Genomic DNA, 13,637 nt, shown 5'->3' on the forward strand with positions numbered 1-13,637 from the left:
CGGCCGCCTTCCCGTTAAGCCTACCAACTGAAAAACCATGCCTTTTGGGCAATGGCTTAACCGTGCCGGTCGCAAGGGAGGAGACGGTGCGGACAAGAACCGGCGTTCCGAAGCCGGCGCTCCGCTGAACGACAGACCGAGAAGCGTGATGGCCGGGCAGGACAAGAACATCGACAACACCCCGCAGGCGAAGGACGACGTCGCGGCGGCCACCGAGAACGTGAGCCTGACCCTCGACGTCATGGCCAACGACCTCGGCGGCAAGGCCAAGTCGCTTTACTCGCTGAACCAGGCCGACCCCGGCAAGCCCGCGACCAGCGGCGTGACCGCGGCGGGCGCGCGGGTGAGTCTCGAAGGCGGGAAGGTGGTCTATCTGGCGGACAGCGCGCGGGCCAATGCCCTGGGCGCCGGCCAGACCCTGACCGATACCTTCACCTACACCATCCAGATGGGCAACGGCGCCTTGAGCGTGGCGACCGTCACCGTCACCCTGACCGGGACCAACGACGGCCCCGTGGCCGTGGCCGATCTTGCAAGCGGCGGCGAGAACCAGCGGCTACTGATCGACGCCCTGGCCAACGACACCGACGTGGACGCCGGCGCGACGAAAACCCTGGTGTCGGTGAGCGCGCCGAAGGGCGCCGCCTCCATCGTGGACGGCAAGATCGCGTTCGATCCGGGCGCGGCCTTCGACGGTTTGGCCGCCGGCCAGACGGAGACCGTGACGCTCACCTACGTGATGAAGGACGACAAGGGCGCGACCGCGACGTCCAGCGTGGTGGTCACCGTCACCGGGACCAACGACGCGCCCGTCGCGGTGGCGGACACCGCCGCCGGCGGTGAGAACCAGACGCTGGTCATCGACGCTCTGGCCAACGACACCGACGTGGACGCCGGGGCGACCAAGACTCTGGTATCGGTGAGCGCGCCCAAGGGCTCCGCCTCCATCGTGGACGGCAAGATCGCGTTCGAGCCGGGCGCCGCCTTTGATGGCCTGGCCGCCGGCCAGACCGAGACCGTGACGCTCACCTACGTCATGATGGACGACAAGGGCGCGACCGCGACGTCGCGCGTGGTGGTCACCGTCACCGGGACCAACGACGCACCCGTCGCGGTGGCGGACACCGCCGCCGGCGGTGAGAACCAGACGCTGGTCATCGACGCTCTGGCCAACGACACCGACGTGGACGCCGGCGCGACCCGGACCCTCGTCTCGGTCAGCGCGGCGAAGGGCTCCGCCTCCATCGTGGACGGCAAGATCGCGTTCGAGCCGGGCGCCGCCTTTGATGGCCTGGCCCCCGGCCAGACCGAGACCGTGACGCTCACCTACGTAATGAAGGACGAGAACGGCGCGACCGCGACGTCCAGCGTGGTGGTCACCGTCACCGGGACCAACGACGCGCCCGTGGCCGTGGCGGACACCGCTACGACCGGCGAGAACCAGGCGCTGGTCATCGACGCCCTGGCCAATGACACCGACGTGGACGCCGGCGCGACCCGGACCCTCGTCTCGGTAAGCGCGCCGAAGGGCGCCGCCTCAATCGTGGACGGCAAGATCGCGTTCGATCCCGGCGCGGCCTTCGACGGCCTGGCCGAGGGGCAGACCGAGCAGCTCAGCCTCACCTATTTGATGAGGGACGAGCACGGCGCGACCTCGACCGCCAACGTCCTGGTGACGGTGACAGGCACGAATGACGCGCCGTTGGCCGCCGCCGACAGCCTGCAGGCGTTCGAGGACGCCGCAATCCTGATCACCGCGGCCGATCTGACCGGCAACGACGCGGACGTGGACAGCCCAGCCTCGGCGCTGCGCATTGCCAGCGTGACCAGCGGGGTCGGCGGAACGGCAGTGCTGAACGCCGACGGGACCGTCACCTTCACGCCGGCGACCAACTTCAACGGCCCCGCGAGCTTCACCTACACCCTGACCGACGGCAGCCGCGAGAGCGCGCCGCCCACCGTCAGCGTCGACGTGCGGGCGGTGAACGACGCGCCAACGGCCGTCGCGGACACCGGCGCGACCGGGGAGAACCAGGTCGTCGTCCTCGACGTGCTGGCCAATGACACGGACGTGGACGGAACGGCCCGGACTCTCGTCTCGGCCCAGGCGCCCAAGGGCTCGGTCAGCATCGTCGACGGCAAGCTGGTGTTCGATCCAGGCACGGCCTTCGAGCGCCTGGCCGCCGGTCAGAGCGAGGACGTGACGCTCACCTACACCATCGCCGACGAGGGCGGGCTCACCGCACTCGGCGCCGCGGTGGTCACCATCACCGCCGCCAACGATGCGCCGCTCGCCGCGCCCGACGCTGCCGCAACCGGCGAGAACCAGGCCGTCAGCGTCGACGTGCTGGTCAACGACGTCGATGCCGACGCGGGGGCCGTGAAGACTCTGGTCTCCGTCACCACGCCCAAGGGCGCGGCCGCGGTCGCCGACGGAAAGGTGCTGTTCACCCCCGGCGCCGCCTTCGACGGGCTCTCGGCCGGGCAGACCGAGGACGTGACGCTGACCTATGTGATGCGCGACGACCAGGGCGCGACGTCCACCTCGACCCTGGTGGTGCGGGTCACAGGCGCCAACGACGCCCCGGTGATCGTCCAGCCGATGGCAGCCATGTCGGCGAACAGCATCACCGAGCGGCCCGACCGCTCGGCGGACGAGAACACCTACGTGCACACCCTGGGCGGGACCGTGGCCTTCAAGGACCCGGATCTCGCCGACCTGCACACCGCCACCGTGACGCCCGCAGGCGCGGGGTACATCGGCCAGCTGACGCTAGGCGCGGTGGACCAGGCCGGGGATCGCGTGGGCTGGACCTTCAAGGCCTCCGACAGCGCGCTCGACGGTCTCGCCGCCGGCGAGACGCGGACCCAGACCTACAGCATCACCGTCTCTGACGGACGCGGCGGAACGGCCACCCAGACGGTGAGCGTCACCCTGAAGGGCTCGGCCGACGTGATCGGCGCGCCCGTGCCCCAACAGCCCGACGCGCTTGCGTTCATCGGGTCCACCTACCGCGTGCTGAGCGGGGTGACCGACTCGAACGGTGACGGCGTGCTGGACACCGCCCGCGTCACCGCCGCTCGCACCATCCTGAGCGGCTTCGCCGCCAGGGGCGGCGACGTGGGCGACCTGGACGGCGACGGCGACCTGGACGCGGTGGTCAGCAACTGGAGCGGCCGCAGCGCGGTGCTGACCAACCGCGGCGACACCAACGCGGACGGCCAGCCGGACTTCGGCGTCTCCTATCTGGCGCTGGCGAGCGACGGCGTGAACCAGTGGCAGGACGTGGTCCTGGCCGACGTGAACGGCGACGGACGCCTGGACATCGTCGAGGGCGGCCGCACGGCCGACCGGCTGCACCTGAACCTCGGGGACGTGAACGGCGACGGGACCACCGACTTCGCCATGCGCCTGCTGACTAGCCCGTCGACCTCCTACAGCTACGGGGTGGACGTGGCGGACCTGAATGGCGACGGTCGGAAGGACATCCTGCTGACCACCTACGGGGCGGCCGCCGGCCAGACCACCCTGGCAGTGCTGCTGAACCTCGGCGACGCCAACGGCGACGGCACGCCCGAATTCCGCGCCTCCACCCTGTCGACGGTGGACACCACCCTGGCCGGGGTCGACGTGGCCGACATGAACGGTGACGGGGTCATGGACATCGCCGTAGCCGCCCACACGGGCGGCTCCTACGTCCTGCAGGGCCGTGGGGACATCAACGGCGACGGCACGCCGGACTTCTACAACTCCGGCACGCTGGCCTCTTCGGGGTACATGGAAACCGGCTTTGTCGACATCGACGGCGACGGAGACCTGGACGTGCTGTTCGCCGACCGCGGCGGCGGCTCCACCCTGGCCATCAACCTCGGCGACACGAACGGCGACGGCGTGGCCAACTTCCGGGTGGTGGGCCTGACCCACGGCGGCGACGGCCTCACGGTCTCGGACTTCGATCGTGACGGCGACGCCGACCTGCTGTTCTCCGACGGCTGGGTCGCCACCAACCGCGGCGACCTCAATGGGGACGGCGCGCCAGACTTCGCCTACGCCCAGCTGGTCTCGTTGACCGGCGCCTGGGACGTGGCGGCGGGGGACTTCCTGATCTAGCGCGGGGGTCCAACGGGAGCGCAGGCGGGGCTGCCTGCGCCGCCCTCACCCTGGCCCTCTCCCGCCGAGCGGGAGAGGGAACGCGGCCTTACCGCTTCTTTCCGGCGGTCAGCTCGCGCACCAGGCCGTTCAGTCCGTAGACCTTGGACAGGGCCTCGGTGGCGGCGGCGGTGGAGACCACCACCGTGCGGTTGATGCGGCCGTCGTAGCCGTAGGCGCCGCCCAGCGAGTGGATGTTGCCGTCGAACGCTGCGCCGAGGACCTCGCCGCGCGCATTCACCACCGGCGACCCCGAGTTGCCGCCGATGATGTCGTTGGTGGTGACGAAGTTATAGACGATCGACTTGTCGAGCTTGCCCTCGGCCTTGGCCCAGCGCGGCGCCAGGGCGAAAGGCTCGGCGCCCGTGGCTCGTTCGTAGAGGCCGCCGATCGTCGTGAACCAGGGCAGGGTCTGGCCCCGGTGGGTCCAGCCCGTCACCTTTCCGTACGACAGGCGCAGGGTGAAGGTCGCGTCCGGATAGACCTGGTCGCCGTAGACCGCGAAACGGGCGCGAGCAATCCGCTCGGCGGCGCGGTCGGTGGGGCCGGCGACCTCGGCGTCCCACGCCTGGCGGATCTCGCGGGCGGCGGGATCGAGCCGCAGCGCCAGCTGGATCATAGGATCGGTGGAGGCCTCGACGGCGGCCAGGCCGCCTTCCCACAGGCGCCGACGCTCGGCCGCGTCTGCGAGCTTGGAGCCCGCGACCACCCGCTCCGCCAGCCCCTCGGGGCTCTCCTTGCCGAGCAGCAGCTTCACCGCCGGATCGTCGACGGTCAGGTACTCGCGCGTCTTGAGCAGCCAGTGCTCCAGGTAGAGCTGCTCCAGCGGAGCATCGACCGGCTTCACGTCCAGCAGGGTCTTTTCCAGCAGCGGCAGGCGGGTGTCGGCATAGGCCGGCAGGCGCTCGGCCGAGGGCTTCGTCCGCTCGCGGGCGGCGCGGACCAGCTCTCGGGCGTAGTTGAACAGCACCGAGCCGCCGCCGGCGGCGGTCTCCAGTTGGCGGTAGCGGACGAAGTGCGTCGCCGCCGCCGTCTGGGCGCGGGCGATCTCGCCCCAGGGGTCGCCGATCTCGGCGGCGAGGGCCGCGTTGGCGGCGACCTTGCTGCGCAGCTCGGCCTCGCCCTGGCGCTTGGCCTGCAGGAAGGCCGGATCGTTCAGCGCGAATTGCCGGCCGAAAAAGACCTTGTAGGAGTTCTCCAGGCCGGTGACGGGGTCGGTGGCGATCCGCTTGTGCTCGGCGTTCTCGCCGGCGAACTGCAGCAGCCGGCCGCGCAGCTCGGCCCGCTGCAGCTGGCCGACCGGGATGATCAGGTCGCGTTGGGTTTCCAGCTGGGCCACCGTGAGCATGCGGTCGGTGGAGCCCGGATTGCCGGAGACGAAGGTCACCTCCCCTTCCTTGGGCGCGCGTGCGGCCCAGGTCAGGTGCTGCGGCGTGGCCGCTGGGTGCCCGTTCTCGTAGAGCCGCAGGAAGCCCATATCGAGGTTGAAGCGCGGGAAGTTGAAGTTGTCCGGGTCGCCGCCGAAGAAGGCGGTGGCGTACTCCGGCGAGAACACCAGCCGGACGTCTGAATACTTGCGGTACTTGTAGAGCTTGAACTGGCCGCCGCGGTAGAGGCTGACGACCTGGCAGCGGAGCGTGGCGTCCCCGCCGCAGCCGGCCTTCTCGATCTCGGCCATGGCCGCGTCGCGGGCGCGGACGAAGTCCTGGCCAGCCTTGCCGGCGGTCGCACGGCGGACCTGGTCCGTGACGTCGCTGATCTGGGTGAGGATCTCGGCCTGCATGCCGGGGCAGGCGCGCTCCTCCTCGCGTGTGGCGGTAAGGAAGCCGTCCTTCACATAGTCCGCCTGAGCGGTGGAGAGATCCTGGACGCACTCGATCACGCAGTGTGCGTTGGTGAGCACCAGCCCCTGCGGCGAGACCGTGGAGGCCGAGCAGCCGGTGGTCAGCCGCACCGAGGCGCCCCGCACGCGATCGAGCCAGGCCTGGTCGACGGTCACGCCATAGGTCTCGCGCACCTTCGCCGACGGGAAGTTGTCGTAGGTCCACATGCCTTCGTCAGCGGACACGGGGCCTGCGGCGAGGCCGAGGACCGCGGCTACGGCGGTGGTGGAGGCAAGGCGCATCGGATCATCCCCTTCTCGGGCCTCAGGAGCCCGGACCGGCCGTTTGTATCCGATGAAACCGGTCCGGCAATCCTGGTCGGGATTAGTCAGCGGCCTTGGGCGCGCCTGCCGGTCTGTCGAGCGTCGGCCATCTCACGCCGAGCTGGTCGAGGTAGGTCGGGTGTTTGGCCGGGTCGTAGTAGAACTGGCGCATCGCGGGACGGAATTGCGCCATCACCTCGGCGTTCATCGTGGCGGCCGGCTTGTCGTTCGGGCCGATCATCGGGACGTACTTCTCGGACTTGGTCTGCACGTCGGTGAAGTAGGCCTTCGCCGCCGCGCGAAGCTTTGGCTGGGTCAGCAGGTCGAGCGTGGTCATGGCCACCACCTTGGAGCCCGCCACCACGCCCTTGTGGGCGATCGGCGTGGCCATGGAGATGGCGTTCGCCCAGTTGTGGCCCGGCAGGCCGGGGATGTTCGACGGGTAGCGGACGGTGATGGTCGGCGCGACCCAGGAGACGTCGCCGATATCGTCCGAGCCGCCGCTCTCGGGGTTCTCCTTGGGCGGCTCCAGCTTGTCGAGCTTGGTGTCCAGCCCCTCCGTCTTCTCCGCCTTGACGTTCTTCTGCACGGCCTTGGCGAAGGCCTGCTCCTCCGCGGTCCACTTCGGCAGGCCCACCTGCAGGATGTTGGCGTAGGCCGCCTCGGCGACGGGCTTGTTGAAGTGACGGGGCGCGGCCGTGCCCAGCACGCGGCGCTCCACGGTGGTGTCCGTCATCAGGGCCGCGCCGTCGGCGATCTTGTTGCCGATCGCGTAGAGGTCGCTGATCCGCTGGAAGTCTTGCTCGCGGAAATAGTACCAGACGCTGGCCCGCTCCGGCACGACGTTGGGCTGGTCGCCGCCGTCGCGGATCACATAGTGCGAGCGCTGCGCCGGGCGGATGTGCTCCCGGCGGAACTCCCAGCCGGCGTTCATCAGCGAGACGGCGTCCAGCGCCGAGCGGCCCATCCACGGCTTGCCCGCCGAGTGCGCCGTGCCGCCCTTGAAGGTGTACTCCACCGACACAAGGCCGGTGCCCATGGGCTTACCCCAGCTGGTGCCCAGGTTGTCGCCCACATGGGTGAAGATCACCGCGTCCACGTCCTTGAAGACGCCGTCCCGCACCATGTAGGCCTTCCCGGCGACAAGCTCCTCGGCGACGCCCGGCCAGAGCATCAGCGTCCCGGCGATGCCCTCCTTCTGCATGATGTCCTTCACGGCCAGCGCAGCGACCACGTTCAGCGCCTGGCCAGAGTTGTGGCCCTCGCCATGGCCGGGCGCGCCCTCCACCAGCGGCTGGCGCCAAGGGATGCCGGGCGTCTGCGAGGCCTTGGGGATGCCGTCGATGTCGGAGCCGAGCGCAATCACCGGGCCGCCCGTCTTGTTGGTCCAGGTAGCCACCCAGCCGGTGGGAAGGCCTGAAACCCCGCGGGTCACCTTGAAGCCGTTCTTCTCCAGGATCTCGGTCACGTAACGGGAGGTCTCCACCTCCTGAAAGCCCAGCTCGCCGAAGGAGAAGATGCTGTCGTTCATCTCCTGGGCGAGCTTGGCGCGGGCCTCGACGCCGGCGATCGCCTGCTTCTTCAGCGCCGGCAGCGGCGCCGCCTGCGCGGCCGTGGCGAACAGGATCGCGGCGAACGCGAGCGGCATGGACCTGGACATGGAGACTCCCCCGGAACTCGAGGCGGCGACGCTGGACGAGAGGCGGGGCCGTTGTCCAGCGCAACTCGCGCATCGCGGGGATACGCCGGGTGCGGCGTCCGGCGCGCGGTCAACTGTCGCATACCTCATTTGGGAGATGGCGCGGACGGCGCAGCATGAGCTCCTGCCGCCCAAGTGGGGGAGTTTCACATGACGGTATGGAGACAGGGCGCTGCGGCGGCCGCGGTGCTGGTGACGGTGGCGACGGCGCCGGGGGCCACGCTCGCCCAGAGTTCCACGCAGCGGACGGTGAGCGTGCCCTTCGCCGCGCCGGGCTCCGGCGACGGCTACGTCAGTGGGTCGGTGGGGGTGACCTATTCCTTCATCGCCTGCATGGGCGAAGCGCACATCGCCTACAGCCTAAACGAGGGCTCGGCGACGGCGGCCAGTTCATACCGCCTGGGCGGCAAGACCTACCCGGCGACGGGCGCGCCGCCGCAGCCGAGCTCGATCCGATTCGCCGGCACGGTGTATCGAGGACCGGGCGCAGTGGGCTCGTTCGCCGATGGCCTCGCGGGCAAGGCGCTGGGCATGGGCTGCTTCTCGGGTCAGACGCAGAAGTTCGGCATGATCGCCGACCTCGTTGGTCCAAAGGCGACAGCGGCGCAGGTGGAGGCCTACCTCAACAGCCTGCGGGTGGTGGTTCAGCCCGCCAATGTGCTGCGCAGCGCCGCGGTCGAGAGCGCCATCCGGGGCGACCTCCGCCGCCAGGAAGCGGCCGCGGCCGAGGCCCGCCGCAAGGCGGAGCAGGCGCAGGCGGACCAGGCCAAGGCCGAGCAAGCCAAGGCGCAACAGGCGGCCCGCCAGACGGCCGCGGCCGCCCCGCCGGCCAGCGGCTCGCAACAGGTGGCGCGCGCGCCCTCGACGGCCGCCGGCGGACGTCTGCAGCCCGGAGCGTCGGCTCCTGCCGGCAGCACGCCGGCCGCGCCGCCGCGGCTCAGCGACAACGAGCGGATCGCCCGGGCCATCGCCTCCGACAAGGTGCTGGCCGACCAGCGACTGGCGGAGCAGCAAAAGGCCTTCGCACGCCAGCAGCAGGCGCTCGCCGACCAGCAGCGGCGTCAGACCGAGACCATGATCGCGGTCGCGCCCGCCGCCCTCGAGGTCGCCGGAGGTATCTATGGGGCGCTGGAGGCCTTCGACGCCCGCTGGAAGGCCAACGCCTACAACGTCGCGCAGGCGCGCCTGGCCGGCAAATGCGTGCTGCCGAGCGGCCTTCCGACACCCAAGGACGGCGACCTGCAGCTGGGTGTGGAAATCACCGCCAAGCTGAACAAGAACGACTGCGGCTGGCGGCCGGCCAACCGCTTCAAGGCCTTCAAGCTGGAGGTGCCCGAGCCGACGCGGGTGCAGTTCACCATCAAGCCGGCGGCCTGGCGGATCTTCACCAGCTTCCAGATCAATGTGCAGGACCTCGACAAGACGTCGCTGATGTTCCTGGGCTGGCAGGAGTGGGGCGGCTTGCAGAAGGTGAACAGCAAGTCGGTGACCCTGAAGCCCGGCGTCTACATCGTCACCGTGTCGAACGGGGTCGAGGACATTTTCGCGGACTTCAAGCTGCGCGCAGACGCCATCGGGCCGAACGGGCAGCCGCTGCCCGCCAGGGCCACGCAGGCCGAAGCGGTCCCCGTCTCGACCGGCGGCCGCTGACGTCTTCGCGGGCGCTCAGCGGCGGCGCGGAGGCAGCACGTCGGTGAAGAGGGGGTGCGCCTTCCAGGCGGGCTCCAGCGGCGGCGCGTCCGGCGCGGGCGTGTGCGGCGACACCGTCAGCGCGTCGGCGGTCGGAATGTAGCGGCCGCAGTTCGGGAAGATGTCCGACGGCGTGACCTCGACGATCAGCTGGGCGCCGGGCGTGGCGGCGAGCTCCGGATGATCGTCGAACACCCGGGCCGTCCCATTGACTCGGATGCGCCAGGGTTCGGGGCCCATGGCCACGAACAGCAGCGCGACGTGAGGGTTCGCCTGGATGTTCCCCAGGCTGCGGAACATGCCGTTCCCATCGTAGTCCGGGAACACCAGCCGGTCAGGAGCCACCACGCGCGCAAAGCCGGGCGGACCGCCCTTGAAGGAAGCGTCAGGGCGGCCGTCCGGGTCGGCGGTGGCCAGGACGAAGAAGCTCTGCGCCGCAATGAATGCGGCGTCCTGGTCGGTGAAGCGGTCGTGCCGGGTGCGCTCGGCGAGCCGGTCCGCGAGCGCACGGCTGCCGAAGCTGTCCTGCAGCCGGCGCTGGTCGGGATGGTAGAAGGGCGCGCTCATCAATCGATGCTGCCCCGGCGCTGGCGCGGCGTCGAGCGTCGCCTGGTGCGCGTCGCCGTTACCGGTTCCCCCCGATCATGTCGCCGATCTCGCCCAGCAGCGAGCCTTCGCCGCGGTTCTGCCCGCCTGTCCCGGCAGCGGCGAGCATCCGGCCCGCCAGCCTGGAGAAGGGCAAGGACTGGATCCAGACCTTGCCGGGGCCGGTGAGCCTGGCGAAGAACAAGCCCTCGCCGCCGAAAAAGACGCTCTTCACGCCGCCGGCCATCACGAGGTCGAAGTCGACGCTCGGCGTGTATGCGGCCAGGCAGCCGGTGTCCACGTGGATCTCCTCGCCCGCGGCCAGCTCGCGCTCTACCACCGTGCCGCCCATTTGGACGAAGACCCAGCCGTCGCCGTCCAGGCGCTGCATGATGAACCCTTCGCCGCCGAACAGGCCGGTCATCACCCGACGCTGGAACTGGAGGCCGATCGAGACCCCGCGGGCCGCGGCGAGGAAGGCGTCCTTCTGGCAGATCAGCGTGCCGCCGACGTCGGCCAGGTGCAGCGGGAGGATGGCGCCCGGCGTCGGCGAAGCGAAGGCCACCTTGGCCTTGCCCGAGCCGTTGTGAGTGAAGACGGTCGTGAACAGGCTCTCGCCGGTGATGAGCCGCTTGCCGGCCCCCAGCAGCTTGCCCATGAAGCCCTGCCCCTGGCCGCCGGAGCCGTCGCCGAACACCGTGGTCATGCCGACGCTGGCGTCCTTCCAGACAAGGGCCCCGGCCTCGGCGATGGCGCTCTCGCCGGGGTCCAGTTCGATCTCGACGAACTGCAGCTCCTGGCCCTTGATCTCGAATTCGATGTCGTCGGCCAGCGCCGACGTCCGGTGATGGCTCCAGGGACCCTGGCTCATGGGGAAGGCTCCTTCGAATGGCGTTGGGGTCAGGCGGGCTCGGAGCCGTGGAAGAGACGCCACTTCCACTGCCCCTGATGCAGCTCGAAGACCGCGGTGAGGCGGTAGGGGCGGCGCTGTTCAGGGCCGGAGCCGCGCAGGACCGCGTGCCCCTCGGCGTGCAGCCAGGCCACCGGGCCATGCACCGCCACCTCCACCTCGCGCCAGTCGTAGGCGAGGATGGCGGCCCGTTCGAAGAGGGCGCGGAAGTGCGCCTCAAGGCCCATCCGGCCGCGGGCGACCTCGCCGATCTCCGAACCCACCAGCAGGGTCTCGGCGTCAGGCATGAACTCCTCGAGGATCGTGAGGTCGCGGGCCGCCAGGCGGTTGTTCAGCCGCACCAGGGCTTGCCGCACCCCACGCTCGGCCCCTTTGCGCGGCGGGGCCGCCGCCCGGGGCCCGAACCCCAGCACCAGCAGAAGAGCGGCGAATGCGGCGAAGAGGCGGGTCACGGCGCCCATGGTCTACTCCTGAACCCTTGCGGGGCGGCGATACTTCCCTTGCTCGTCGCCGCGGGCAAGCCTCAGGCGCCGGTGCGGGCCGAAAGCGCGCGCGCCGCAGCCTGCGCCTCGGCCCACCACCGGCGGACGAGATCCCCCGCCGGCGCCGCTTCGGCAAGGGTCACCGCCTGCCCCGCCCACAGCGACATCAGGCCGGTCTCACCCGATTTTTCGGCCGCCGCGCGCAGGGGCTGGGTGAGGCGGTTCTGGACCGGGTAGGCGGGGAGCTCGTCCTCGATCGCCCGCATCTCGCGCATGAACCGGTTCTCCAGTCCCCGGGCGTAGCGACCGGAGAAGGCGCGCGTCAGCCGGGTGGGATCGTCGCCGGCCTGGACGATCGCCTGCCGCCATGGCGCGTTGGTGATCGCCTCGTCGGCCAGGAGAAAGGCGGTGCCCATCTGGACGGCTGACGCGCCGAGCGCCAGGGCGGCGGCCACGCCGCGGCCGTCCATGATGCCGCCGGCGGCGATCACCGGCAGGTTGACCGCGGCGCGGATGGTGGCGACCAGGGCCATTGTCCCGATCAGGCTGTCGTCGATCTCGGCCAGGAAATTGCCGCGGTGCCCCCCCGCCTCCATCCCCTGGGCGCAGATACCATCGGCGCCCAGCTCAGCCCAGGCGCGGGCTTCCGCGACCGTGTTGGCCGTGCCGATGACATAGCTGCCGGCCCGGTGCAGGGCGTCCACCGCGTCGGGTGGGATGGTGTCGAAGGCGAACGAAGCGATCGGCGGGGCCGCGGCGACGAGCGCCGCCAGCTGGGCGTCGAAGTCATGAGAGAAGCGGTTCGGGTGGGCCGGCGGCTCGAGGCCGAGTTCAGCGTACCATGGGGCGAGCCGAGCCAGGGCGGCGTCGAGCTCGGCCGCGTCGGGCGCGGCGCGGGGCGCCACCAGCAGGTTGACGGCGAATGGCCGATCGGTGGCCGTGCGGATGCTGTCCACTGCGGGGCCGATTTCGTCCGGCGCCGCGCCCGCGGCGGCCAGAGAGCCGAGGGCGCCGGCTCGGCTGACGGCGATCGCCAGCGCGTCGAAGGTGGCGCCAGCCATCGGCGCTTGGATGATCGGTATCGGCAGGTCGTCGAAGAGGGCCTGCAGGCTCATGTCTCCGGGTCCTCCCTCCGGCGGGCAAGCTTCTCCAGCACCTTCCCGCGCCCGCGGGACAGCGCGGTGATCACCCCGCGCAGCGTGCGCACCTCCTGGTCGGTGAAGCGGGCGCGGCCAAGAGCGGTGCGCAGGTTCTGGACCATCGAGGGCGTCTTCTCGGGCGGATGGAAGAAGCCGGCCGTGGTGAGTTCGCGCTCCAGGTGCTCGTAGAGGCCCATCAGGGCCGCGCCGTCGGCGGGCGGCGCGGCCTCGCGGAACTTGGGCGGCGGCGCGTCGTCCAGCGTGGTGCGCCACTCATAGGCGTTGATCGCCACGGCCTGGGCCAGGTTCAGGCTGTGGAAGCGCGGGTCGATGGGGATGGTGACCACGGCATGGCAGAGCGCGATGTCCTGTGTCTCGAGGCCCGCCCGCTCGCCACCAAACAGCAGCCCGACCCGCTGCCCTTCGCCTGCTGCCTCGGCCAGCTGGCGCGCCGCCTGCCGGGGCGTGATCACCGGCAGCTGCAGCTCCCGGGGCCTTGCGGTGGTGGCGTAGACCAGCTGCAGATCCGCGATCGCGCCCGCCACGTCCTCGTAGACCCGGGCCCCGTTCAGGGGCCAGTCGGCGCCGGACGCCGAGGCCCAGGCGCGCTCCTGCGGCCAGCCGTCTCTGGGATTCACCAGGCGCAGCTCGGAAAGGCCGAAGTTGGCCATGACGCGGGCTGTCGCGCCGATATTCTCCGCCAGCTGCGGTGCGTTCAGGATGACGACAGGTTGGGACGTGGACGTTTCGCTCATCGCGCGCGTTGTCGTTCCAAGGAGGCCCCCCTGGCAACCCTACCCCGACGCCGGTTCATCGCCGCCACGCTCGCGCTGGGCG

General features: G+C 70.6%; 9 protein-coding genes. 2 read left to right on the forward strand and 7 right to left on the reverse strand.

The genetic code is table 11. The annotated features are described in order from the left end of the window. The first annotated feature begins 148 nt into the window (after positions 1-148). Positions 149-4,111, forward strand: a complete 3,963-nt coding sequence (locus tag VIL67_RS11325; protein ID WP_332049004.1) for an Ig-like domain-containing protein — start codon at positions 149-151, stop codon at positions 4,109-4,111. An 88-nt stretch (positions 4,112-4,199) separates the two neighbouring features. Here VIL67_RS11325 and VIL67_RS11330 read toward each other — a convergent pair whose 3' ends face one another. Beyond that, a complete protein-coding gene (locus VIL67_RS11330) occupies positions 4,200-6,275 on the reverse strand; it encodes a S46 family peptidase (protein ID WP_332049005.1) in 2,076 nt (691 codons plus the stop codon). A gap of 82 nt (positions 6,276-6,357) precedes the next feature. Then, positions 6,358-7,956, reverse strand: coding sequence for an amidohydrolase (locus VIL67_RS11335; protein ID WP_332049006.1), 1,599 nt, complete (start codon positions 7,954-7,956; stop codon positions 6,358-6,360). Positions 7,957-8,145: 189 nt separating this feature from the next. On the opposite strand from VIL67_RS11335, the gene VIL67_RS11340 reads away from it, so the two are divergent. After that, positions 8,146-9,645: a hypothetical protein gene (locus tag VIL67_RS11340; protein ID WP_332049007.1), complete on the forward strand. Its 1,500-nt coding sequence runs from the start codon at positions 8,146-8,148 to the stop codon at positions 9,643-9,645. A gap of 15 nt (positions 9,646-9,660) precedes the next feature. Here the strand turns inward: VIL67_RS11340 and VIL67_RS11345 are convergent, their stop codons facing one another. The 5 genes from VIL67_RS11345 to VIL67_RS11365 all read right to left on the reverse strand — a co-directional run bounded on the left by VIL67_RS11345 (position 9,661) and on the right by VIL67_RS11365 (position 13,555). Further along, complete coding sequence (locus VIL67_RS11345; protein WP_332049008.1) at positions 9,661-10,251, reverse strand: pyridoxamine 5'-phosphate oxidase family protein; 591 nt, start codon at positions 10,249-10,251, stop codon at positions 9,661-9,663. Positions 10,252-10,309: 58 nt separating this feature from the next. Next, the gene (locus VIL67_RS11350) at positions 10,310-11,140 is read right to left on the reverse strand and encodes a TIGR00266 family protein (protein ID WP_332049009.1); all 831 of its coding nucleotides are present in this window, start codon (positions 11,138-11,140) and stop codon (positions 10,310-10,312) included. A gap of 29 nt (positions 11,141-11,169) precedes the next feature. Then, positions 11,170-11,640, reverse strand: coding sequence for a nuclear transport factor 2 family protein (locus VIL67_RS11355; protein ID WP_332049010.1), 471 nt, complete (start codon positions 11,638-11,640; stop codon positions 11,170-11,172). Between the two features lie 62 nt (positions 11,641-11,702). Then, complete coding sequence (locus tag VIL67_RS11360) at positions 11,703-12,776, reverse strand: NAD(P)H-dependent flavin oxidoreductase (protein ID WP_332049011.1); 1,074 nt, start codon at positions 12,774-12,776, stop codon at positions 11,703-11,705. Continuing rightward, the gene (locus tag VIL67_RS11365) at positions 12,773-13,555 is read right to left on the reverse strand and encodes an RNA methyltransferase (protein WP_332049012.1); all 783 of its coding nucleotides are present in this window, start codon (positions 13,553-13,555) and stop codon (positions 12,773-12,775) included. Before VIL67_RS11365 ends, VIL67_RS11360 begins: the two co-directional genes overlap by 4 nt. Positions 13,556-13,637: the final 82 nt, after the last annotated feature.

It is taken from the genome of Phenylobacterium sp. (assembly GCF_036563385.1).
In the GTDB taxonomy this organism is placed as follows: Bacteria; Pseudomonadota; Alphaproteobacteria; order Caulobacterales; family Caulobacteraceae; genus Phenylobacterium.